Here is a 22,150-nt window from a genome sequence, read left to right as displayed (position 1 = left end):
TCACCCCCCGCTGAGACATGATCTTATCGACTCTTCCGCCAGAGCATATTCCTGACACTCCGACAACGCTACCGTGTATTTCACGCGCGCAACCCCCGGGACGCAGGAACTCGCCGTCAGTCGCGGAAAGCCATCGCGCACCTGAAAGATTTCGAACTGACCCTCGACCCATAGCGACGTCGAATAGTTGTCTTCCCATCGAAATCCTGCAGCCTGCAGCCGTTCGTCGAGCAGAAGCAGGGCGCCCTGATCAAGATTCTCGATCCTGGTGCGGATACCGTTGGCGTAGTCGTTAAGGCTTCTCGCCCCCGGATGGCCAGACTGCGCTTCGGAAAGATGCACGACATGGAGAAACAGCTGTTCGAGGCCGGCATCATCCAGCTGATGCTCCGAGGAGATGACGACGGCAGAGATGGCACCGGCGCGGCGCGTCTTCACCTCGACCGCTGTCAGGCCGATCTCGAAATCCTTTGGTGCATCCTTGGGGCCGATCCAGGCGAGCAGCGCATCGCTCGCGCTCATGACGGGAAGAAAATGCCTGTCCAGAGTTATCAGTTCACCGATGAGACCCTTCTGTTCCTCCGGGGACAGAAGTATGGATGAACCTCCACGAAGCAGGTGATGCCAGCGCCATGTTCTGGCCACCGCTCGACCAAGGGCGTCGGTCTCGCTGATCGCCTGGGACGTGGATGCGAGGATACTGTTGCACAGCTCGAGGAAGATGTCCCTCAGGGAAGCGTCGAGCAGGCGGATGAGAAGACGCCCCCCGTTCCCGTCTTCGCGCGACTGGGTTGCTACCTCGATCCCGTGTAGCCGCGGGAGCGACACGACAGTTTCAAGAGCGTGTTGATGCTCTAGGAGAAGCATATACCTCCCCGCCAAATCCTTGGCCCAGAAGAAGTCCCATCGACCACTGGCATCGACGCGCCGGGCACTGGCTGTTTCCGTTCCAACGGGGGTGCTCAGATCTTTCCATGGATCACTGATCGTCACCCGCCATCTCCTCCTCGTCGCCCTCGTCACGGAAGTGCTCCCTGATCCAAGTGGTGTTCACGATGTACTCCACGGTGTCCTCCTCCTTTGCCGTTCTCGGGAAGCTGATGCTGTAGGCAACCACGGGCTGCGGATCGTCGGCCACCTTGGCAGTTTCCGGATCAACTCGCAGGAGGTGTACGATCAGCAGGGGGCGCCGCCGAACAGCTCGGTAGATCTTGTCCGGGAAGTTTACGCGCTCGCCTGCAGCCGGCAGCTTTCCGTCCCGCTTGAGCTTGGCAAGATGATCATCGCGCGCCGATGCGATCTCGTCGACGTCAAGACCTGTCGCTTCGACGCCGCGGGAGGCAACACGCTGCTTGTTCGTTATATGCAGCGTCTTCTGGTTGCTCTGCTTCCCGGCGGTTCGGCGCTGCCGGTTCAGCGATATTCCGAGATTTTCATCAACCGTGTCGTCGGTACCCCGCTCAACCCCGGCAAAGAGAATATCCCAGCGCTCGAGCTCGTCGTCAGCGCGAGCAAGGATATACCGCCGGAGAGGATCTCCGTCCGTCAGCAAGGCACCCTCGTGGTTCTGGAATTCCTTCAGAAACTGCAGAACCGGGGCAACGGGCGCTCCGGTCAGCAGCCTTCCCCCGGTGACGGTCGCGGCTCCCGACAACGGATGCCCCCCTTCCTGCAGGCCGGCCGCGAGATTCTTCGCAGCATCAAGGTTGCGCTTCAGCTTGTCGTTGGTTCGATGGAGAATTGCGGTTTCGACGAAACTGTTGGCAAGACCGACAGAGACAACCAGCCGTTCCCCCGAGCCCATCTTGTTCTTTGCCGTGACAAGCAGCGTGTCCGGGTGGCTTCTCACCTTGAGACCGAACTGCTCGGGGGTGGCATTCGCGGCCTCCATCCGCCTCAGTTCGTCCCTGAGCTCGTCGATCGACTCAGCTACATGGGCATACCAACCCTCTGCCTCTTCCGGCATCCAGACCCGGCAAAGATCATCGTAGCCCGGTCTATAGCCGAACCACCGGCCCATCTGCATGAGCGTGTCGTACATCATGGAATTGCGAAGAAAATAGCTGACCGTGAGGCCCTCGAGGGTGAGCCCGCGCGAAAGGGAAAACCCGCCGACGGCAATGACGTTCAGACCGGAGCCCTCATGATCGGCATAGGCGAGGTTGCCGGCGGAACGGCTGTTCACCTCGACGACGCTGATCGGCGCAGCAGACGAATGAAGAGCCATCTGTACTTCGCTCCACTCGGTCCCCGACGTGAGTGAATACTCCTCCTGCCAGACCGCGTGAAGCGCACGGATTTCCGGGTCTCTCAAGGCGTTCCGCTCGGATTGAGCTCCGTTGACGCTGATACTCGCCTTGATGGCTTCAAGAGTGTCATGGATCTCGTTGCGAAGCTGCTGCTGAACGTCCGTGAACCGCGATGCATTCACGAGCATTGAGTTGTGCGCCGATTGCTGACCCCGAACGAGGCGAATCGCTCGCGCGACGATGAAGGTTCGGATAGCCTTGAGCAGGCTGTCGGGCAGCACGGTGATCACCGTATCCCTGGGATGCTTGAGAGGAAGGATTTCGTCGTGATCCTCGATGTGGCGAATGATCTGCTGTGGTTCGTCGAGGAACACCCTGTTTGCACCGAAATAGTTGGACGGTGGATCAAGACTGACGATGAAGTTCTTCGGGAACAGGTCCTCGCCCCTCATCTCGTCGAAGGAATCGGGATCGATGAAGATGTTGGCGAACGGTGTTGCGGTATAGCCGATATAGCAGCTGCGGTCGAAAAGCTTTAGAAGCGACCGGATCTGCCCGTTGATGTTGGAGACTGCACCTTTTCCGTGCTTGATGTTGATGGACGCATTATCGGCTTCGTCATCGATGACGAGCATCGGAGCCGAGATTGTCCTGGCGCCACGCTTGCGATTGTAGTTTCCCAGCCACTCGAGGAGAATGCCAAGCGTACTGCTGTTCTTCTTTATTACGAAGACCGCTGGTACGGAGAGGGAGTCGAGATTGCCGCCACCCTGGCCGGCGCCGATCGAATTGAAATCGCGGACGGAGGTGGTGAATGTCCACGGATGGCGTGAGCTGTCATAGCGCCCGACGCCAATGATGCGGTCACCCTTGGTTGAGCCGAGACGGGCGCTGTCCCTGCCGACGAAGCCCTCGTCAATTCGCAGCTGCGTTTGGTTGCGCAGGTTGTTGTGTATCCCGGCTATGACGATGATGAGCTTGTAACCTGCGTCGGCGGCCTTGCAGATGAGACCCGTGTAATTGGCGGTCTTTCCCGATTGGACATGGCCTACGACCATTCCCCGGCGGTCCCATTCACCTTCCTTCCGGGGATTTTCCATCAGGCCGAGGATACGATCGGTCACCGCATCAAGTGTCGCCAGAACCTGCCCTGAAAATCTTTTTTCGACGAGGAGCCGCCGATATCTCATCCAGTAGTAACGGTCCATCGTCGGCTTTTCGCTCTCGAGCCACGGCGTCCATTCCCTGTCGACAAGCACCGAACCAATCTTCATCGATACGCCGTGCTGGGCTTCGAGCTCGCGAGCGAGCCTTTCGGCGTCTGCGTCATCGACCTGGCAGTCAGGTACCAGCCTGAACTGGGTGATCCACGATCTTATCGTTTCCGGAGTTGGCATCGCCGCCCTCGCGATGAACGGCTCGACGGCCATCCGCAGATTTTCGTAGTTCTCAGTCATCTCCCCTGCCCCCAAATCTCTCGTTCAGAATGTCTTCCGTTGCAGCCCAGTGCGATCGGAACGGCTCGGTCACCTGCATCATCAGCCTCACCTCTTCGGCGGAGGTGCCTGAACTGATCAGATTCTCTGCTGTGAAGTCGATGATCCTGCGCAGGGTATCATCCGGGATTCCGACGTTTCGCACGTTCTCGGGCTCGCTGCCCATGTCTGCGTAGAGGCTCTCCATCGGGATCGTTGCTTCGATGAGGACTGTCAGGCGATCGAACGCTGCCTTCTGCTCCTCGCTGAGAGTGCCGACGAAACCCGAGATCAGCGGATGCTCTGGATTCAGCCGATAGGAAATCTCATTCTTGTCCTGGTGCCGGTTCCATACCGGAAGGCGGGCATCGGAAACCAGCTTCCTGCCGCGGGCGGTGTATATTCGCTTCGAAGTCGCACCGATCGTTTCAATGATGCGACGAAGTCTCTCGCGAACATTGAACGGAGGCTGGGCCGATGCCTTCTTGACGTCGATCTTCCACTCGGCATCGAGGCCCGTGGGAATATCGATCTTCACACGAGCCAGCTTGGTCAGTTCCGTCTGCCGCGCGAGCCCGAACCATGTTCCGTGAATGATGAGGCGACGTGCCCGGTAGACGTAGAAGCCTTGGTTCTTGAGGTAGCCGGCGCGACCTGCATTGCGTTCCCAGTCCGTCGCAGCAAGCTTCTTGTGGTGGGGAAGCGTGAAGCTCTGGATGGTGACGTGCCTGCCGGAACGGAATTCCTCTGTCGGGCCGACTATTGTCGCCGTATTGCTCTGATCGAACGGATCAAAGGCCCTGAGTTCGCGATTGTTGAGCCGCATCTGCACACGGGAAAGGCCGCGCTCTCCCGAAATATATCGATGGAACACCAGCTCGAGGTGTTCGCGTGCCAGTTCGAGTGCACGGACGAGATCGCCTTTCGGGGCAAGCCGGTCCAAGGCTTCCCAGATCACGAGGGTTCCCTGGCTTCCAAGCTGATCACTCCATGGCTGGGCCTCGCTCTGGTCAGGTAGCTGCAGGAGCCATTCATTCTGCTCCGCCACGAAGTCGAGGTCCCAGATCGCTGCAGATCGCACGCCGTCCTTGGCAGTGATCACCGTCAGACGCCTGCATTGTGAAAACGATGCAGTCTTCAGTCCCAGACCGAATCTTCCGAGATCCGTGCCTGTACGCTCCTCCAGGGGATTTCTGCTTCCGGGCCGCATCGCTGCCATCAGCTCGTCCGGGGACATGCCGCTCCCATTGTCCAGAATGGCAATCTTCGGATCATCGCCCGCGGTGTCCGCAAGAATATCAATCAGGTTGGCGCCGCTTGCGAGCGAATTGTCGATGATGTCTGCGAGGGCTGTTTCGAGCGAGTAGCCAATGTCCCGCAAGCTCTCGATGAGGGTCGCAGCAATTGGTGCAGCCGGAAAGGTCCTCGCCTTTTTTTTCACGACGCCGCCTGCCCCGATCGTATCATATGGTGATGGCCGGCTCGGTCCCCGCCTGGAAGCGGGGCTCGCAGGGACTCGAAGAGTTCCCCTGCTCCCGGACTGGCAATGTCGTGATCAGGCGACATTCGACAGTCTGGCCCTTTCGACTGGTTCCTCTGCAGCGTCGGTATGTGCTGTGAGAATGGAAAACAGCGCCTCGCCGATCCAGCGGGCGAGAAGGGGCGGAACCGCGTTGCCGACCTGGATGTACTGCTCCGTCCGGTTTCCTTTGAAGAAGTAGTTGTCGGGAAAGGTCTGAAGTCTGGCAGCTTCTCGTACCGAAAGGCTGCGACACTGAAGCGGATCCGGATGGATAAAATAGTGCCCATCCTTGGAGATGTGACTTGTCACCGTTGTCGACGGTCCACCGGCAAGCTGGACACGGAAGCGATCGGCGAACTTGCCGGTATTCCAGTTCTGATGGTTCGGAGATAGCTCCTCGGGGAAATCGGTCGCCTTGGGTGATCGACCTACCACCTGAGCAAAAACCGCCGCGAAGAAATAGCGTGCAAGGTCGCTTGGCATGTGGCTTCGCGTTGCATGGTTTGGAAGGTTGGACAGTTTTTCATCAACAAGCCAGCGCCGCAGTTCGGCGGGGCATTCGGCGGAAATCCCGTTTCCCCAGGCTTCACGACCCGGAAGCCGGTTCATCCCCCTTAAGGCGGCGAGACATTCTCGTGCCCGGTCAGTGAAGGACAGCTGCAGGTCGTCGCACTGACGGATGTCGAGATCTGCCACGAGGGCCATGGCATCTTCAACCACGACACGCCATTCGCCGTCGCCATCGATGCCACGGCTCAGCCCGCTCCTGAGCTTCGGCATGCCGTCGAGGACATGCTCAACAGTCGTCTTCAGAGTGTGGCGCACCATGAGGTCAGCCAAGGCCGCTGTCGGCAGACCTTCTGCGACATCGGCGCGCAGTCCCACAACAATGACCCTGTGACGGGCCTGCGGAACGCCGAAATCCTCCGCACGCACGATGAAATCGGCAGCGCGTGGTTCGAAGGCCGACAGATCCAGCTGGCGGCGCGATCTCGGATCAAGCGCAACGAGCCTGTATTCGTTAGCCCGCGGCCTTTCTCCGCGAAGGTCGCGAAGGACCTGATCGAAGATCCGGTTCTCGCCATCCACGGATGACGACAGCATGCCCTTGACGTTCTCCATGACGAAGGCAGCCGGCTGCAGTCGATCGAGAATGCGGATGTATTCCTTGTAGAGGAAGTGTTTCTCATCATCGCTGGCGATGTAATCCTTCTTCCCCTGATTGCGAGCTCGGCCCACGAGCGAATAGGCTTGGCACGGAGGACCGCCGATCAGGATGGAATTGCCACCGCTTTGCTTGCGGATCTCGTCGATGCGCCCATTGAGCCGCTGCTCGGGATCTTCCTTGCCCAGCTCCAACTGCCATGCTTCATCCACGGCCCTAGTCCATTCCCGCGGATATTCGGTCGCCCAATCCGGTTCATCACCGCCGCGCATCAGGAAGTTATAGTACTGCGCAGGGAGCGCGCCATTGAACTGACGCAGGAAACTTCTTAGACGCAGGGTGGAATGTGCAGCCCTTTCCTTCTCGATGGAAAGAGCAACGTCAAAGGCGCGCTCATTCCCGATGCCGGGAACGCTCGAAAAGCCTTCCGCCAGCCCCCCTGGCCCAGCAAAGATGTCGACGACTGAATATGACGGCAAGAATCACGCACTTCGGAGTTGTAGACAATATCTGCAATGAATATCATCTTCGTGTGGAAATGATAGGCAAAACGTCATGATCGACGTAGTGAGTTCAGAAAAACGGTCGCAGATGATGGCTGGTATCCGCGGCAAGAATACGAAGCCGGAACTGACACTTAGACGTCATCTTCACGCCGCTGGTCTTAGATTTCGTCTCCACGATCCGGATGTAACTGGTCGGCCTGACCTTCTGTTCAAATCGAGAAGGGCAGCCGTGTTTGTCCACGGGTGCTTCTGGCATCGGCACGAGGGCTGTCACTGGTGCACCACGCCGGCATCGAACCCCGAGTTCTGGGCCGCAAAGTTCGCTCGCAACATAGCTCGCGACCTCGAGGTTCGTATTGCCCTGAACGCATCCGGCTGGCGGGTGGGTACTGTCTGGGAATGCGGCCTGCGCTCCCCATGGCTCGCGCTGACGCTGGAAGAGGTCACCTGCTGGATCAGGGACGGAGCGGAAAATTTCGAGAGTGCTCTGGTGCGGCAGCGACGCGAGACAGAGAGTCCACAGTGGACAGAAATGTTACCTATCCTGGGTGAAAAATGCAATTACACCCAGGATAAGTAACAAATAATGTGTTACCTATCCTGGGTCCAGATTCGAACTGCACCCAGGATAGGTAACAAGTGGCCGCATTAACACAGCAGGAAAGACTGCGCGATTATATCGCCGAACACCCGATTGTAAGGTTCTATGAGCTGCGAAAGGCTGGCATATTCGCGATGACAATCGCCCGAGCCGTAGAAGCCGGAGAGCTTGTCCGACTGTCGCGCGGGCTGTACCAGCGTCCGGATGCCGATACGGATACGCTACAGGCTCTGGCTGAAGCAGCAAAACTGGTCCCACAGGGCGTCGTTGCTCTGACTTCAGCGCTGGCCTTTCACGGTTTGACGGATCAGATTCCCCGCGAGGTGTGGATGGCGGTAAGCCAGAAGGACTGGGCGGTTGCGCCCACGTATCCGCCTATAAGGATTACGGAATTCCAGGACGCTTACATGAAGCAGGGCGTGGAGCATCATCAGATCTCCGGAATCGCAGTACCAGTCTTCTCAGTCCCGAAGTCGCTTGCCGATGCCTTCCGGAGCAGGCTCGTTGATCGATCGGTTTCTATAGAAGCGCTGCGTGCAGCGCTCCAACAGAGAAAGGCGAGCCCCGCGGCCATAACCGAGACCGCCATGGCGAACGGCGCTTGGAGGAAGATGAAACCGTATCTGGAGGCGCTGACCTCGAATGGCTAGGGAAATCAGAAACAGGGCGACTTCCATCAAGCAGAAGCTCAGCAACCTTGCCCGTCGTGAGGGACGGGTCTTTGAAATTGTCATGGTCCGATATGCCCTCGAGCGACTGCTCTTTCGGCTATCGGTGTCCGACAAGGCCGATCGTTTCATCCTCAAGGGTGGCATGCTTGTCACTCTCTGGCTGGATGGAGACAATCGCGAGACCCGCGACGTCGATTTCCTTGGATACGGTCAGGCCGACGGAGACACGCTGAAATCGATCTTCGCAGACATAATGGCAGCTCAATCCGATGACGGGCTCGTCTTCGATATCGATGGGCTGCAAGCGGAGGTCATCCGGGAGGAGATGGAGTACAACGGAGTGCGACTTCGCACGATGGCCCTGCTGGAGCGCACGCGAATACCTGTCACGATTGACATCGGCTTCGGCGATGCTCTGACGGGAACCGAGATGACCACCTACCCGTCCCTGCTCGGCATGGAATCTCCACGCATCCGCAGCTATCCTCCCGCAGTCGTCATTGCCGAGAAATTCCAGGCAATAGTGCAGCTCGGCGTCATCAACGGCCGGATGAAGGACTATTTCGACCTCTGGGCCATCCCTCAGGTCGCGAGCATCCCGGATCTGGAGCTCGATGCAGCGATCAGTGCGACGTTCGAGCGCAGACGAACGCCAATCCCGTCGGCACGACCACCGGGTCTGTCCAGTATGTTCTTTGAGGATATCGGCAAGCAGGCTCAGTGGCGAAACTATGCCCGGTCGATCCAGGTCACTGACTTGGCGCTTGGCGAAGTCACAGACGCGATCTGGACCCTGGTCGGCCCATGCTGCGCCCGCCTGCTTGCCGAACCGGACGTCGACAAGGAGCCCTGATCGCTAGAAGCGAAGTGTCCCCGGTCGCATCGCATGCGAAGCAACGTGAACAAGGATCGTCGTCAGCAGCTGTTCGCGCAGCCGAAGCGTGGCTATCGGCCAGTTCTGAAGCTCCTGTGCCACGGTCGTCGTGCTGAAACGCGCATGGATCAGAAGACTGACCGGCTCCTGATAGCCGTCGAGCTCGAACTTCTCGTCGCAGACGTGGATCGCCGGCGACCGCTTGTTCTGGGAAAGCGCCGTGCTCGGGACCAGAAGACCAAGAAGCAATGGAATGGGTCCGCTCTGACTCTGGGCCTGGTCGCAGGCAGCACCGGCGCGCACAACAACCAGTTGTCCCTCCGTCCGACGTTCAGCTCTCAGCTTGAATTCCCGATCACGGAGATGGTCTGCCGCGACGCCGAACCTTGCATTCATGGCGGCGTCGCTCAGCTGATCGTTCCCGAGAGGAACGATCGCACCCCAGTCGTGCCGGTTGACGGGCTCCGCCGGTGACACGGCGAGATGGAGCATTCTGTTCATTCGCGCCTTCTGGGCAGCCTGAAGTTCCGGTCCCTGAGGGAAGGTCACCGCCTGCTCCCACAGGGCGTTTGCATCTGCATCCTGGGGGCGGTTCGCTATTCGATCTGAAAGCAGCGGCGCGAGGGCAGCGGTTACCGCGCCTTTCCTGTCATTCCGGGCATTGGCATTGCCCGCCGAGGCGACGGCAATATGACTGAGGACTCCATCCAGCGCGCCGGCATATTGCGCAACGGTTCGCTGTTCGGCGGGCACCAGGCCGCCGATGACCGCCAGGGTCTCATTCGCTGCCGCGAGAACATCGCGTTCCCAATTTAGAAGCGCCTGGAGCTGAGGCATGGAACCGACGCGCGCCTCGATTGCTTCCTGCAAACCCGCCGCATCCCATACTGCTCCGTGTCGAAACTGAACCTTGTCGAGTGCAAGCACAGCGATAGGTTTCTTGGATGCGGGCAGTATTTCTTCGAGACGCGCTGCGAGCGCCGCCCTCTCGTGCTCATGCGATGTCCACAGGACAAGCAGGTAAGGGCCATGGCTTTCTGGGACACAACGATCAAGAAGCCCTGCAAGAGTGTTGTAATGCTGCACTCCGGCTGGCTGAGCCTTCACAAGATGCAGATCACTGAAAAGGACGCGCAGCCCCTTGAAATGCGCCGGCTTCGGAAGATCAAGCGGATCGAAACGAATTCCGATGCAGGGCGCACCCAGAACATGAAGGGCATCAACAAGAGTTGCGAGTTCAGAGAGTTCATCGTCCAGAACGATATAGCGTGCAGGCGTAAACAATCAGGCTCTCCCGAAAACGAGCGCTGCGACTGCCCCATCATAGCCGTTAGGTACCTCCGCCTGATCCATGGTCGGAAATACAAGTCTACCTTCGTTCAAATCCATCACCAAGTTCGCAAAATAGAGCCCAAGACCGCTCCCCCCTGGTCGCCGGGTAAAGAACGGGCTGACCATGGTCGCGGGATCATCGAGGAAACCGGTACCGTTGTCGGCTACCACGATGGCCGGGCCGCCCTCGTAGTCAGGAATCACATTCACGTAGATCCGGCGTTCGCCTGGCTCGGGATGCCGCACCTTGACCCAGTGCACCGCATTGTCGATCAGGTTGGTGAGGGCGCCCAGTACAAGCCCCGAGGCAAAGGTTGCGGTCGCGTCTGGGCCGTGATCCTCTAGCGCAGGGCATTCGAGCTTGATGCCATGCAGTCGAAAGCGCAGTAGGCTCAGATCGCGAGCCGTGCGGACCATGTCTCTCAGAGACCCCGGTTTCGTCGTCGTGTTTCGAAGAAGCTGCGAGGAGGTCTCGAGCACGCCCTGCAGCTGGCCGGCCTGATCGCGAAGACTTTCGATCGTCATGCTGGGGTCATTGATCGAACCTGTCAGAACCCTGACACCACGCTCGACCTCGTGGAAGATGATCGCCAGACCCGCATGCGACACGCCGGAGCGTGCGAAGTTTTCGCGCAGGGTCTGATAGTCCTCCTCGATCCTGCGTATGGTCGGCTCAAGCACGTCACCGACGCTGTTCTCGCGTGCGAGACGGCGAAGTTCGGTCAGCGGGCCCGCCAGTCCCTGTGGCACGTCGCTCGCACCCCCGGTCACCTTGCGGATTCGCTCCTTGTCGAGGTTGCGCTCAACCTGCAATATCCAGAGCGCGCCAAGAACGACGCGTCGCAGGCGCTCGTATGCAGCAGTCTCGACAAAACCTTCGCGGTTTGTCTTTTCCCGCAATCCCGGGCTTTCCGCTAGGCCGAGATCGACAACGCCGATCGTTATGTTGCGGCTGAGGCGTTTGGTCGGCTCGTTAACGCGGCGCAGATCGAGGCCAAGCCAGTCGTCACTGGGTTCACCATAGTTGTAGACGCGGACCCCATCGCGATAGACGCGCACACCGCCGTTCTGGTTCAGGAAGCGCTCGAGAAAGCGGGTGTCGCCGTAGTTCGGCAGGACCTTCTTGTCTCGGTCGAAGATGTGGAACTTTCCTGAGACCTTGCCGATGCCTTCGAGAGTCGAAGGATTGGCAGTAATGCGGGCCCGGCGCTTTGGTCTCGGTTCATCGATCGGGTCAAGGTCGTCCGGCTCGTCCGCAGGCGGCACCTGAAAGTGAACTTCTTCCCGTTCGGAGACGCGTCCTTCCAGCTTGACCCCCGGGATGCCGACAAACTCGTAGCGATAATGCAACCGCGAACCGTCGAAGTTGAACTCGAAGCGGTACGGGGCCATCGCGAGAAGCTGGCGAAGTCCTGGGAGCGTTGAAAGCCACTCCGGATGTTCGGGCACCTCCAGCTTGACCTCGAAATTGCCACCTCGGTCTCCAAACGGCGAGGCTATCGATGTAACCTGGCGGTAGAGGTCGCGGATCGTGCCTCGCGTCCAGTTTTCGCTTCTCAGGCGCGTGACCTCGATCAGCGTGCCCGTACCGGACGAAAATACTTCCGGCGCACGCTCGCGGACGGTAATTTCCGCATCGTTCAAATAGGTTTCCTGGAGCAGTCTGTCCCAGTCGAATTCCGCCACGCACTCGGGTTGTCCTTCGGCTCTGGTCACGAGCCTGATCGTGTCGCCGAGCTTGTGCACCGCGAAGCGGCCAACCCCCTTTTCACCGAGCGGAAGACGCTGGAACTTTGGAGATCTGACAGCACTCCCACGCTCTCGCTCGCGATGGTCGTCGCCCGGAACAAGCCAGATGTTCTCGATGACATCCAGAGACATACCCTGGCCATCATCCCTGATCGAGATGGCAGCGTCCGGCGTCTCTAGCTTCGTGAAGGTAATCGTCACCTCGCTCGCATCAGCATCATATGCGTTCTTGACAAGTTCGAAGAGCGCCAGCCGTGCCGATCCGATAAGTTGATCACCCAGCAGCTGAAGCAGGCGGGCTCGTGGCCTGAAAGCGCGTTGTAAAATGCGTTCGTCCGTCAAATCAGATCCCCAATCTAATGTCCCTGTCTATCAGAAACCACAGCTCGCGTGCAGAGGTTTAAGCCAGCCCAACCCCGAACCGTTTCGGGGCCAGCATGTGAAGCCGGTTTTCTTCGTACGGCCAATAGACGAGGAAGGTAGCCTCTGGAAAATCCGCGGACGTACATTCAAGCTCGACGGGAGCACCTCGATGTATATCGACGCCATTCGCCTTAGCCTGAGTTCGCAACAGCTGCTCCAAGGCCGGCGGCACTTCGATCATGGCCATGTCTGCAAGCGGGGGACGTTGATCTATGAACGGATAAAGTCCGTCCGGCAGGTCAACATCCATCATACTACCTCCCAAATTCATGACGACACTGGTTTCAACCTGGAGCGACAGAGAGTCAAGTCTAGCGTACATCAATAAGACAGCCCGCAAAACCTGCGACGCTCTCTTAAGTCTGGGTCAGGTGTTTCTACCATGGGCGCCGGTATCTGCCTACATGATCCCCACGCCCGAAACCGCCCCCTCCCCGTCATCTCCCACAACCCCAGCTCTTCTACGATCCGAAGCGCTGCCCGCGGGGTGATGGCGAGTTCATTCGCGATCATGCCGGCCGACACCAGCGGCCGCGAGAGCGCCAGCTCGATCAAACCCAGCAACTTTGAGGATGTGCGCTTCCGACCAGCCGCCGCTCCATCATTTTTCGCGACAGAGCCAGCCGGTCGTGCTCCTTCAGACCGAGCTCAGCGGCCGCCATGAAACCCTGTGTCATGGCGAGCAGCCGGGCCTCCCGATCGCGATGGCGGCGGCGATCGACGGCGATAGTTTTGAGCCCGACATTAAAGGCGGCCAGATGCGCTGCCGTCGTCAGCCCAGCATCACGCAGGATCGACGCTGCCAGAAGCCGACCAAGCCAAGGCACATGCTGCAGCACGCACAGCTCATTCCAGGCATCAAGGGAGAGCACCGCCTGCAGCATCGGTGGCAGGTCTTGCGTCTGCCGCAGCACGCCGCGCCATTCTTCCAGCCACTCGTCCTCGTCCCAGTCGAGATCGTAAACTAGCGGATTCTTTTCCGCGGAACCGGTGCTACCGGGCCGCCTTGCCTGCTCGATCGCTGCGTTAGAGCGGGCGAGCAGCGCATCAATGGCGGCAAGTTCGGTGTCAAGCGTGTTTACACCATCTTCTACCTCTTCAACCTCCCCTCCTCCGAATAACTCATCGGCACCCGGCGCCGGCTCGCTCGCGCCCGCGATGCCACCAGATGCCTCCGTCGCAGCCTGGCCTCGTAGGCTGCGGGGACCGTCGGGCGACAGCGCCCAGCCGGGTGCCTGTGCGGCGATGCGCCGACGGGTTTTCAATACATCGCGGGCGATTGTCAGTTCATGCGTCGATGTGCGAATATCGCGCGTGGCGTTGTGTTCTCGAGGTGGACCAACTCGCCGTCAATCCACAGCGAGGCACAGGCGTCGGCGAAATGCGAGCGTTCGACAAACCCTTTCGCTACCGGGAGACGGGCAATACGCTCGTCAAGCCCAGTCAAAGCGGTTGTTGCGCCGAAATCGGCCCCAGCAAGTTGAGATGGGCGATTTAGCAATATCGTAAGAGATTGAAATTATGGTAAATACAGACTTAACGCGAATCTATCTAGCGAATAACTTCTGTTGTATAGAGTTCACGCTAACTCCGTTCTAACCATCGATAACTAGCCATTATTAATTGCCAGGCTGGGCTACCGTGCACTCTTCGTCGTGGAAACGCCTATTTCCTGAGGATCAGCCTATCTCGTTAGCCTCTCGAGCGATTCCGGACTCCATTATCGGCATTTTCAAACGACCGTTTTCTCATAGCTTCCAATAGTGTACAAAGGCCTTGCAAAGCGTGATACATGTCGATAAAAATAAATTTCATCGACATGTTTTATCAATGTGTCGTTCCTATCGACATGTTCTGACAACGTGTCGACTAATCTCAGGAAAATCGACATGCCGTTTCAAGCGCAACGCCCGTATAACGGTCTTCCTCTTCTGCCACCCCAAAAAGATGTAGAAACAAAAGTGGTCTTGAAAGCATGCATCGAAGCACGTGCAGCGTTGGCGGAGCTTCGAGTTTCGGGCCAGCTTATTCCAAATCAAGCAGTTCTTATCAACTCGATTCCACTCTTGGAAGCTCAGGCAAGTTCTGAAATCGAGAACATTGTGACGACAACAGACCGGCTGTTCCGCTTCGTTAACGAACCCGGAAATCATGCGGATGCTGCGACCAAGGAAGCTCTGCGTTATCGTACAGCTCTGCATCAAGGTTTCCTTATGCTGGAGCAGCGACCCGTTTCCACCTCCGTCGCAATTGAAGTTTGTCGAACGATCAAAGGCATTGATCTCGATGTTCGGGCAACTCCCGGAACAGCACTCATGAATGATGCAACAGGCGCTGTGATTTATACTCCGCCCGAAGGCAAAGCGCTGTTGCTGGAGAAACTTACAAACTGGGAACGTTACATACACGAGGCCGAAGAAATCGACCCACTGATCCGCCTGGCGGTCATGCACTACCAGTTTGAAGCAATCCACCCCTTTACCGATGGCAACGGCAGAACAGGTCGTGTGCTCAACCTCCTCTATCTCGTTGACAAGGGACTGTTAGAAATTCCCATTCTCTATCTCAGCCGCTACATCATCCGCAACAAATCAGCCTATTATCAGCGGCTCCTGTCCGTAACCACCGATGGAGAGTGGGAGGAATGGATTCTTTTCATGTTGGAAGCTGTACGGGATACAGCACATTGGTCGACTGAAAAAATTCGCTCCATTCGTAATTTGCTAGATGAAACGGCTTTGCGCATACGGAATGAATTGCCAAAGATTTATTCCCGAGAGCTTGCGGAGATTATTTTCATCAATCCCTACTGCCGCATAGGTGATCTTGTAGGTGCTGGAATTGCCAAGAGGCAAGCTGCGGCCACCTATTTGAAAATGATTTCCGAAATAGGTGTGCTTGAAGAAATAAAGTCTGGCCGGGAAAACCTATACATCAATCCCAAGCTCCTCGGGCTTTTGTCGGAGCGAAATGAACTGAAAATTGCCGCGAAATGAAACTCGTCCAATCACGTCTCATTGGATATGCCCGCGTTTCCACCGAAGATCAGATGCATGATGCGCAACTCATCGAACTGAAAGCGGCGGGTTGTCATGTAATTTACGAGGAACACGGATCTGGTGCATCTCGGACGCGGCCGGTTTTGGCACGGCTGATGCGCGAGATCAGTCCCGGTGACATTCTGGTAGTCGTGCGTCTTGATCGCCTGGCACGCTCCGTCAGTCATCTGCTTGAGGTGATCGAGCGATTGGAAGTGGCAGGTGCGCATTTTCGCTCGCTGAGCGATCCCATTGATACCTCCACGTCGCAGGGGATGTTTTCGTTGCAAGTTCTGGGTGCAGTCGCGCAGCTGGAGCGTTCATTAATATCCGAGCGTACAAAGGCAGGGATCAAAGCAGCCAAAGCACGCGGCAAATTGCCGGGCAATCCGGGTTTGCGGGCAAGACAGCCAGATGCGATTGCCAAAGCCTCGCGGGCAAGACAACGCGGACATCTGGGTGATCTGACGGCAACCATGGCAACGTGGCTACCGATCGTACAACGCATGCGACCCGATCATCCATGGGAAGATGTCGTGCGAAACCTCAATCGTGAAACCGGGCAGAAGTGGTCTGTCGACAGGCTGCGTCGGTCAGTAAAAAGGCTGGTTCAGGAAGGGTTAGTCGACGCGAGGCTGATGGTCCCCTCCCCTCGGCGCGCGCCCGAAGATCGGTTGATGTCATTGATCACGGGAATTGCCAATGCTAATCCGCAGCTCACCTTGCGAGATATTGCTACGCAACTTGAAACAATGCATGAACGGACGCCACGCGGATCTTCAACGTGGGCTGCCTCATCGGTCAAAAGTCTGCTGGACAGGGCAAAGAAGCTGGGGTTGGTGTCAGCTACTTTAAGCGATTGAGATGTCTGGGGTAATAATTGTCAGAGTTGGAAAATAAGTTCGATATCGACGAATATCGCGACTTGGTAGAGTAAATCTGCCTACAGCCGCTTGAGCACCGATTGGGAAATCGGGCAGAGGCAATCGCAATACCAATCCGCAGCTCACCTTGCGCGATATGGCTTTAGAACTTGAGGCAATGCATGAACGCCATCAGGGATCTGGTGGCCCCTCCTCTGTCAAGAACCTGTTTCATCGTACAAAGACGCTGGGGCTGTTCGCGAGATGGGGATATTCATTTCGGGCGCTCATTATGTTGCAAGCGCATCAATTGCCGTTCCGAATTCACTGGAAAAGTAGCGATAATCCACATCGCAACTCTTTCCTGCAATAATGTCGACAACTTAAAAGTCCCAGAGAGATGTCAATTTCAAACCAATCGTAGCGAAGTTACGAGTGTTTTGGGTAGCCCGCCATTAATGCGTGCTATAGCAACAACCATATCATCCGGTGCTGGCATCCCTCGTCGCTGTTCACTCGCGATGCCCCAAGGATGCTCGTGTTACACGATGCAGTGGTTGAGAGGACTGACGAGAAGTTTTTGCCATGGGATACTTCAGGCAGAGATTGGTTAAAGGGTCCAGTCTGTGGGGTTTTTTGGCATGGCTTCATCATTTAGGCATTGTTGGCTGGCCGATTAGTGTCGACATTTTGATGGCGACAGTGTCGTCCTTGAACCTGTCGCCTAGGATCGATCTTGCAATAGGCGCCGTAGTACAATTGGCCGCAGATACCTTAACCAACCGATTGCTGTGGCCCAACAACTTGGATGAGAATACGTTTCATCCACAGCCACCCAAAAGCTCCTTAAACCAGCCACCACCTATTAAGAGACAACGGATCCGAGAAGTCCATTGAACATTATTCGTTGATGTAACCAGTTCGAAAGTGGCCCCCCTCGTTGACAATTGATTTCGGGAACGGGTGCTGTTATGTTTTTCATATATTTAAGCAAGATATGTTTGCATGCAAAACCTTAACCAAAATTCCATTAGGCGGGTAACCGCGAAATTCGTTCTTTATTGATTGGGGTTCCTCTGAATGGTGCCGAAAATTGCCGCAGGCGGCGATAGTTTCATAGCGGCAGGCGGCTACTATCTGGGGGGAGGGTCGTCTTGACGATGATTCTGCAGGTGGCATTTCCGGCTATCTGTTCTCCGAGATAGTGAATCCGCTTTCTGGTGCCATGGCGGATAGTTTTGCCGGATCGCGTGTTGCGTTTGCGGTTACACGCAATTTGCCAACCGATGATGCCCGGCAGGGGTTTAGCGCCGGACGGGAAGCAATGTTGCTGCTGCTGTGGATACGCTGAAAATTCTGGAGGTAGACAACCACTAGGCAATTATTGTTTCTCACAATGACAAGCCTTACAGGCATGTCCACATTGTGGTCAATCGCATCCGGCCAACGATGGACAGAACTGCGACAATGTCGATGGATCGGCTCCGTCTGTCTCGCTGGGCAGAATCCTATGAGACGAAGCACAAATTCATCCATTGCAAGCAGCGAGTGGAGAACAACCGGAGGCGACGAGAAGGTGAGCTTGTCAGCGACAGGTTTTCGCGATCACGCACGCAATCGAGGCAGAACGGCGTGGTGCCGGGCCGGTCAAAACGCAGCATTTTGAAAAACAGCGTGCCATGTTGGAGAAGCTTCTCGCATACCGAAATGATACTCTTCGCGACAGCCATGAGCGGGAGCTACGCGCCCTGCTGGCGAATATCAGTACGTCAGTCGATGCAGATTTTTTCCAATGTTGCTCGCTTATACAATCCGCGCTGGAGCGTCTATTTCAAGCAAAGCGCTGTGGAACGTGAACGGATCAAGTCTTTGAGGGGTGGGTCAGGCGAGCTTGGCCAATACATCTTTGATCATCTCGACAGGTTGCTGACGTCTGGGCTTTTGGATGAGAGCGCGATCCATAAACTTAGCCAATCCAGAAGTGCTCTGCTGGAGCATGTAGAAAAACTTCAGTCAAAGGACAGGATTGCTCTGGGGCGGGCCTTGCAAAACTGAAGCGCCTTGATTATCCGACTGACACGCTTGTCGGAGATGAACAGATCAGGACATTACGCATCAAAGCCGACAAACAGCTTCGGGAATTGGAGCTGCAACGACAGCTCAATGACGCCACGCGCAGAAAATTACAGGCACGACTGGACAGCGAAAAGCTTCAGTTGGATCGCGCGCGCTGCCGCCAAGGGCGTGGACGCGTTGAGTAGAGAAAGCAGAAATCTGCTTACCCAGAATCCCGATATAACATTAGCGCTGATCTGGATAGCAAGCTGGAGCAAGCCAAAGGCTTGGAATTAGATATAGCGGATATTCTACCACAAGAGCATCTGCGTAAAATCCGTGAGCTAGGCATGTGTTGCGAACAGGCGATGATCCGGCAGTATGATGATGCTGCCAAAGCTGAAGCGCAAGCAGCGCTAATAAGCGCCTATCAACATTTGTCGAGTGCTATTCACTCAAAAGATGATGCCGAAATTGTAACGGCAGGAAAGAGGTTCCACCAAGCCTTCGAAAAGGCAAAATCACTGGCGCTGCCTTTTGTTGACGAGTTTGATTTCCAGACAGAACTGGAGCTGCTGCTTCCAGCGATCGTTGAAGCAAGGCAACGAGAGAAAATGAACGGAATGCTCAATGGAGTTCAGGCCCCGGAATGTAGCTTTGAAGGGGTGCCAACCTCGAGCTGCTATTCTTGAGTGGTTGGAATTTCTCAGGTGCCCGCTTGTAAGTCGAGCTTTCGCCGAACAGCGCTGCCTTCAAATTATAGACAGTGACAAAACCAGTCGTAAAGTCTTGTGTCTGACTGGATTATAGGCTTCGGACGTTCGTGTCGTTTGTTGTCGTTTGGCAGGTGACGACTTCGTACGCTTTTATCTGCAGAACTGCGTAGAGAGTCCGTCGATCTAACCTCTGTTATATTCTGGAGTTGGTGTATTGGCACACACGGCAAGCCGACGGGACATACGGTCAGCCAACGGAAGATCAACGTGTGATTCTAAGCATCGACAATACCGCAGTGAAAATCCTGGCGCGAAGATTGTCTGATATCAATGGTATTGGCATCACAGAAGCGGTCGTCACCGCACTGAAAGAGACAATTCATACTCGTGATCATAAACTCGCCGTGTGCAGCATTCCTGGCCGCATCCTCGAAAATCGCCGATTGGCTTGCGTCGCTGGACACAAGCTGATCTCTTTCGAAGCGGACCACGATCTGGACCATGATTTTGCAGGAGACGACGGCTGATCGGTATGCCTCAATGTATTGCAACTGTCAGAAGAACGGCCCTGTCTTTTGCGATGCTTCAGTAGAGAGCACGACGTCGATATGCGGACAATGCAGCGATCATTCCAAGGCGCAATGTTTGAAGAAATGATCAGCAGTTCTCCAGTGTCGTTTTAAGGTCAGACTTTCGTTTAATTGACAGTATGTCGTGCGTTGCGCCAAAAAGATAACGTGGCTGTTTTACACGCGGCAGGAACGTATTTAGGGTGAAGGTCAGGCGGAGCTGTCAGAACCTGTTCTGTAAATGCAGCCGTTATTATTACATTTTGTCACTGTCTATTTTTGGATCACATCAAGAGTAATGCCCTATTCCGCTGGGAATGTGGCGACAAAAAATAAAACTCAACTGTACCTCAGGACTTTTATCGTGAATTGACTCTGATGGAGCTAAATCGCTTCCCGGGGTTCCTCCGTCACTCTCCATGGGCGTAATTTCGATGTTCCACAGATTTTCATTACGGCACTGAAACGCAAGCTCGTCTCTACCAAAGTATATCACGAAATAGATCAGGCCCCTGCAGGACAACAACGACCAATCCGTATGCCAACATCTCAATTGTCGCGAGATGGCCTGTCTCAAAATGAGGCTCTAACGATGCCACAGAATGCTGGCCTACCGTGGACATTGGCTGAAGAAGAGAGTCTCTACGATGAGACGGGGAAAGGCTGGCGCGTTTCCGAGATAGCGGCGGCGCATGGCCGGACAACAGGAGCGATTCGGGCGCGCCAAAAGAGGATGGGATTACGGAGCGAAACCGGTGAGTTGATCTCGCCACTACCCGAATTCCAATCCTATTCACGCACAAGAAAGGAACCAGCCGCCCGCTTGCGACCAAAGCTGACGCCGACGAAGCGGACAGCTAACATTGCCGTGGAAGTGAAGCCTTTAAATTCTATCCGACGGCAGTCGCAACCTATTGGTTGGCCGGAGGAGTTTCCGTTAGATAGTAGTTGTGTCGAGATGCTGTGGTATGCGCTGCGTCATGACATCGAGGCGCTGCCACCAAAAGGTCGATCTAGAGACATGTTAGAGAGACGGAGTGAAGTAGCACTCGCCCGACTCTCGCCAGGAAACGAATTCCATCCGCTGGCAAAGCTCAGCGAGCTTGGCCAGCGTTACAGCGTAACTCGCGAGCGGATACGGCAAATCGAGAGCAAAACACTGCGCAGATTGAAAGCAGGCGTGCAATACGGTCGCAACCTCACGGCACGGGTTCTGGATCTAATCAAGGAAAAGGCGCTGGAGGAGCATGCAGAGGCTCCACTGTCATGGTTCACTGGCGAGCTGACAAGGCAGAGATGCAGCTCTGCCTTCATCGAATTCGTACTGACGAGCTACCTCTCGCGTGAGAGCGTTTCTCAAATGGAAGCCCACCGGCTTGTCTCGCAAGCGATTGCTGCCATACGGAAAATCCGGCGCAAGGAAGTCGCTGTGGGGCGCTTGGACAAAGCATTGGACGCAGAGCCAGAGTCTGTGCGCAAGGCAAATGCCTTCGTCCTCAGGATACTGAAAAAAGCAGTTTGGCCGGGGCATCTGGGTCACCAACGCCTCAACCTTGCGGGCCTTCCAGTCCTCAGACAGTGCCGATATGAGCAACCATACTATTCGAAGACCCTACAGCGCCTCATCGGGTTCGACAGCATGGGAGAGCGCCGGCTGATCAGAGCGCTGGACGTCTGCACGGTCGTAACGGAATTTGCCGAGCAACCCCTTGAAATCCGCTATCAGCATGATGGTGCGGACCGCATCTATATTCCAGATCTTTTGGTGAGGACAGATACGAACCTCTTCTTTGTCATAGAGATCAAAGGGAGAAATCGTCTTGCTGATGGGGTTACGCTAGCTAAAGCGCTTGCTGCGCAAGATTATCTTGGCCAACGTGGCATTGGATACTGTCTGGTGGACGCCAACGGATTCGGTCTTGACGATCTGCGTGCCCTGGAGCCAGACAAGGACTTCGAACGACAGCTAGACGATCTGTTACGACGAAACGGGGTATTACGACGATCGGCCTTCGAAAAACTATTCGATCCTGAAAGGCGGCACTGGGCATACGACCAGTTGCAGGGAGCGGTGTTGAGGCGGGGTCTGCGCTATGAAACCTCGTTGATACCGCTTCCAGATAATCCTCACCGCTACTGCTTTGATTTTCGCTTACGCGCTCGCTAGCAATGCGTTTGGATATGGAAGCAAGACGTCGACGTCATATCTAATGAAAGAGGTGCAAGGCGACTGAAGCAAGAACTCAGGTCACCAAGTAACATTTTCAGGGGACAAGGCGTCTACAAATCGAGTGGCTATTCAGTGCGCAGGAGAGGACGACTCCTCCTATGTCTCAACATTT

The 22,150-nt window shown here is 56.1% G+C and carries 16 protein-coding genes and 1 pseudogene; 9 read left to right on the top strand and 8 right to left on the bottom strand.

Going from position 1 to position 22,150, the window contains the following annotated elements; genetic code table 11:
* The 4 genes from PMI41_RS15965 to PMI41_RS15950 all read right to left on the bottom strand — a co-directional run bounded on the left by PMI41_RS15965 (position 1) and on the right by PMI41_RS15950 (position 6,890).
* Positions 1-993, bottom strand: coding sequence for a PD-(D/E)XK motif protein (locus PMI41_RS15965; protein WP_008126524.1), 993 nt, complete (start codon positions 991-993; stop codon positions 1-3).
* Positions 980-3,706: a Z1 domain-containing protein gene (locus tag PMI41_RS15960; protein WP_008126523.1), complete on the bottom strand. Its 2,727-nt coding sequence runs from the start codon at positions 3,704-3,706 to the stop codon at positions 980-982. The genes PMI41_RS15965 and PMI41_RS15960 overlap by 14 nt, the downstream gene beginning before the upstream one ends.
* Positions 3,699-5,165, bottom strand: coding sequence for an ATP-binding protein (locus PMI41_RS15955; RefSeq protein WP_008126521.1), 1,467 nt, complete (start codon positions 5,163-5,165; stop codon positions 3,699-3,701). The genes PMI41_RS15960 and PMI41_RS15955 overlap by 8 nt, the downstream gene beginning before the upstream one ends.
* Before the next feature lie 114 nt (positions 5,166-5,279).
* The gene (locus tag PMI41_RS15950; protein ID WP_008126518.1) at positions 5,280-6,890 is read right to left on the bottom strand and encodes a DNA cytosine methyltransferase; all 1,611 of its coding nucleotides are present in this window, start codon (positions 6,888-6,890) and stop codon (positions 5,280-5,282) included.
* Positions 6,891-6,966: 76 nt separating this feature from the next.
* Between PMI41_RS15950 and PMI41_RS15945 the strand changes: the two genes are divergently transcribed.
* The 3 genes from PMI41_RS15945 to PMI41_RS15935 are packed head-to-tail and all read left to right on the top strand — an operon-like array spanning position 6,967 to position 9,042.
* Positions 6,967-7,497 (top strand): very short patch repair endonuclease, encoded by a 531-nt coding sequence (locus PMI41_RS15945; RefSeq protein WP_008126516.1) that lies wholly within the window; start codon positions 6,967-6,969, stop codon positions 7,495-7,497.
* Positions 7,498-7,556: 59 nt separating this feature from the next.
* On the top strand, positions 7,557-8,168 hold the full coding sequence (locus tag PMI41_RS15940; protein WP_008126514.1) for a type IV toxin-antitoxin system AbiEi family antitoxin domain-containing protein: 612 nt from the start codon (positions 7,557-7,559) through the stop codon (positions 8,166-8,168).
* The gene (locus PMI41_RS15935) at positions 8,161-9,042 is read left to right on the top strand and encodes a nucleotidyl transferase AbiEii/AbiGii toxin family protein (RefSeq protein ID WP_008126513.1); all 882 of its coding nucleotides are present in this window, start codon (positions 8,161-8,163) and stop codon (positions 9,040-9,042) included. The genes PMI41_RS15940 and PMI41_RS15935 overlap by 8 nt, the downstream gene beginning before the upstream one ends.
* A gap of 3 nt (positions 9,043-9,045) precedes the next feature.
* On the opposite strand, the gene PMI41_RS15930 is transcribed toward PMI41_RS15935, so the two are convergent.
* From PMI41_RS15930 to PMI41_RS25280, 4 genes and pseudogenes are all read right to left on the bottom strand, one after another.
* Positions 9,046-10,347 carry a hypothetical protein gene (locus tag PMI41_RS15930; RefSeq protein WP_008126512.1) on the bottom strand — a complete coding sequence of 434 codons (1,302 nt, stop codon included), beginning with the start codon at positions 10,345-10,347 and terminating at the stop codon, positions 9,046-9,048.
* A complete protein-coding gene (locus tag PMI41_RS15925; RefSeq protein WP_008126510.1) occupies positions 10,348-12,486 on the bottom strand; it encodes an ATP-binding protein in 2,139 nt (712 codons plus the stop codon).
* A gap of 58 nt (positions 12,487-12,544) precedes the next feature.
* A complete protein-coding gene (locus PMI41_RS15920) occupies positions 12,545-12,820 on the bottom strand; it encodes a hypothetical protein (RefSeq protein ID WP_244423950.1) in 276 nt (91 codons plus the stop codon).
* Positions 12,821-12,975: 155 nt separating this feature from the next.
* Positions 12,976-14,090: pseudogene (locus PMI41_RS25280) on the bottom strand (RHE_PE00001 family protein); the annotation flags it as partial.
* A gap of 366 nt (positions 14,091-14,456) precedes the next feature.
* On the opposite strand from PMI41_RS25280, the gene PMI41_RS15910 reads away from it, so the two are divergent.
* The 6 genes from PMI41_RS15910 (at position 14,457) to PMI41_RS15875 (ending at position 21,975) form a co-directional block, all read left to right on the top strand.
* Positions 14,457-15,563 (top strand): Fic family protein, encoded by a 1,107-nt coding sequence (locus PMI41_RS15910; protein ID WP_008126505.1) that lies wholly within the window; start codon positions 14,457-14,459, stop codon positions 15,561-15,563.
* On the top strand, positions 15,560-16,468 hold the full coding sequence (locus PMI41_RS15905; RefSeq protein WP_008126504.1) for a recombinase family protein: 909 nt from the start codon (positions 15,560-15,562) through the stop codon (positions 16,466-16,468). The genes PMI41_RS15910 and PMI41_RS15905 overlap by 4 nt, the downstream gene beginning before the upstream one ends.
* 2,163 nt (positions 16,469-18,631) lie before the next feature.
* Positions 18,632-18,820: a hypothetical protein gene (locus tag PMI41_RS15890; protein WP_040855082.1), complete on the top strand. Its 189-nt coding sequence runs from the start codon at positions 18,632-18,634 to the stop codon at positions 18,818-18,820.
* Entirely contained in the window at positions 18,811-19,215 is a 405-nt protein-coding gene (locus tag PMI41_RS15885) for a hypothetical protein (protein ID WP_008126501.1), read from the top strand. Before PMI41_RS15890 ends, PMI41_RS15885 begins: the two co-directional genes overlap by 10 nt.
* Positions 19,216-19,556: 341 nt before the next feature.
* A complete protein-coding gene (locus tag PMI41_RS15880) occupies positions 19,557-19,766 on the top strand; it encodes a hypothetical protein (protein ID WP_244423949.1) in 210 nt (69 codons plus the stop codon).
* 634 nt (positions 19,767-20,400) lie between these two features.
* The gene (locus tag PMI41_RS15875; protein ID WP_008126497.1) at positions 20,401-21,975 is read left to right on the top strand and encodes a TnsA endonuclease N-terminal domain-containing protein; all 1,575 of its coding nucleotides are present in this window, start codon (positions 20,401-20,403) and stop codon (positions 21,973-21,975) included.
* The last annotated feature ends 175 nt before the right edge of the window (positions 21,976-22,150 follow it).

It is taken from the genome of Phyllobacterium sp. YR531 (genome assembly GCF_000282595.1).
GTDB lineage: Bacteria > Pseudomonadota > Alphaproteobacteria > Rhizobiales > Rhizobiaceae > Phyllobacterium.
Note: the sequence above shows the minus strand (reverse complement) of the source record. Positions and strands in the feature narration are given on the sequence as shown.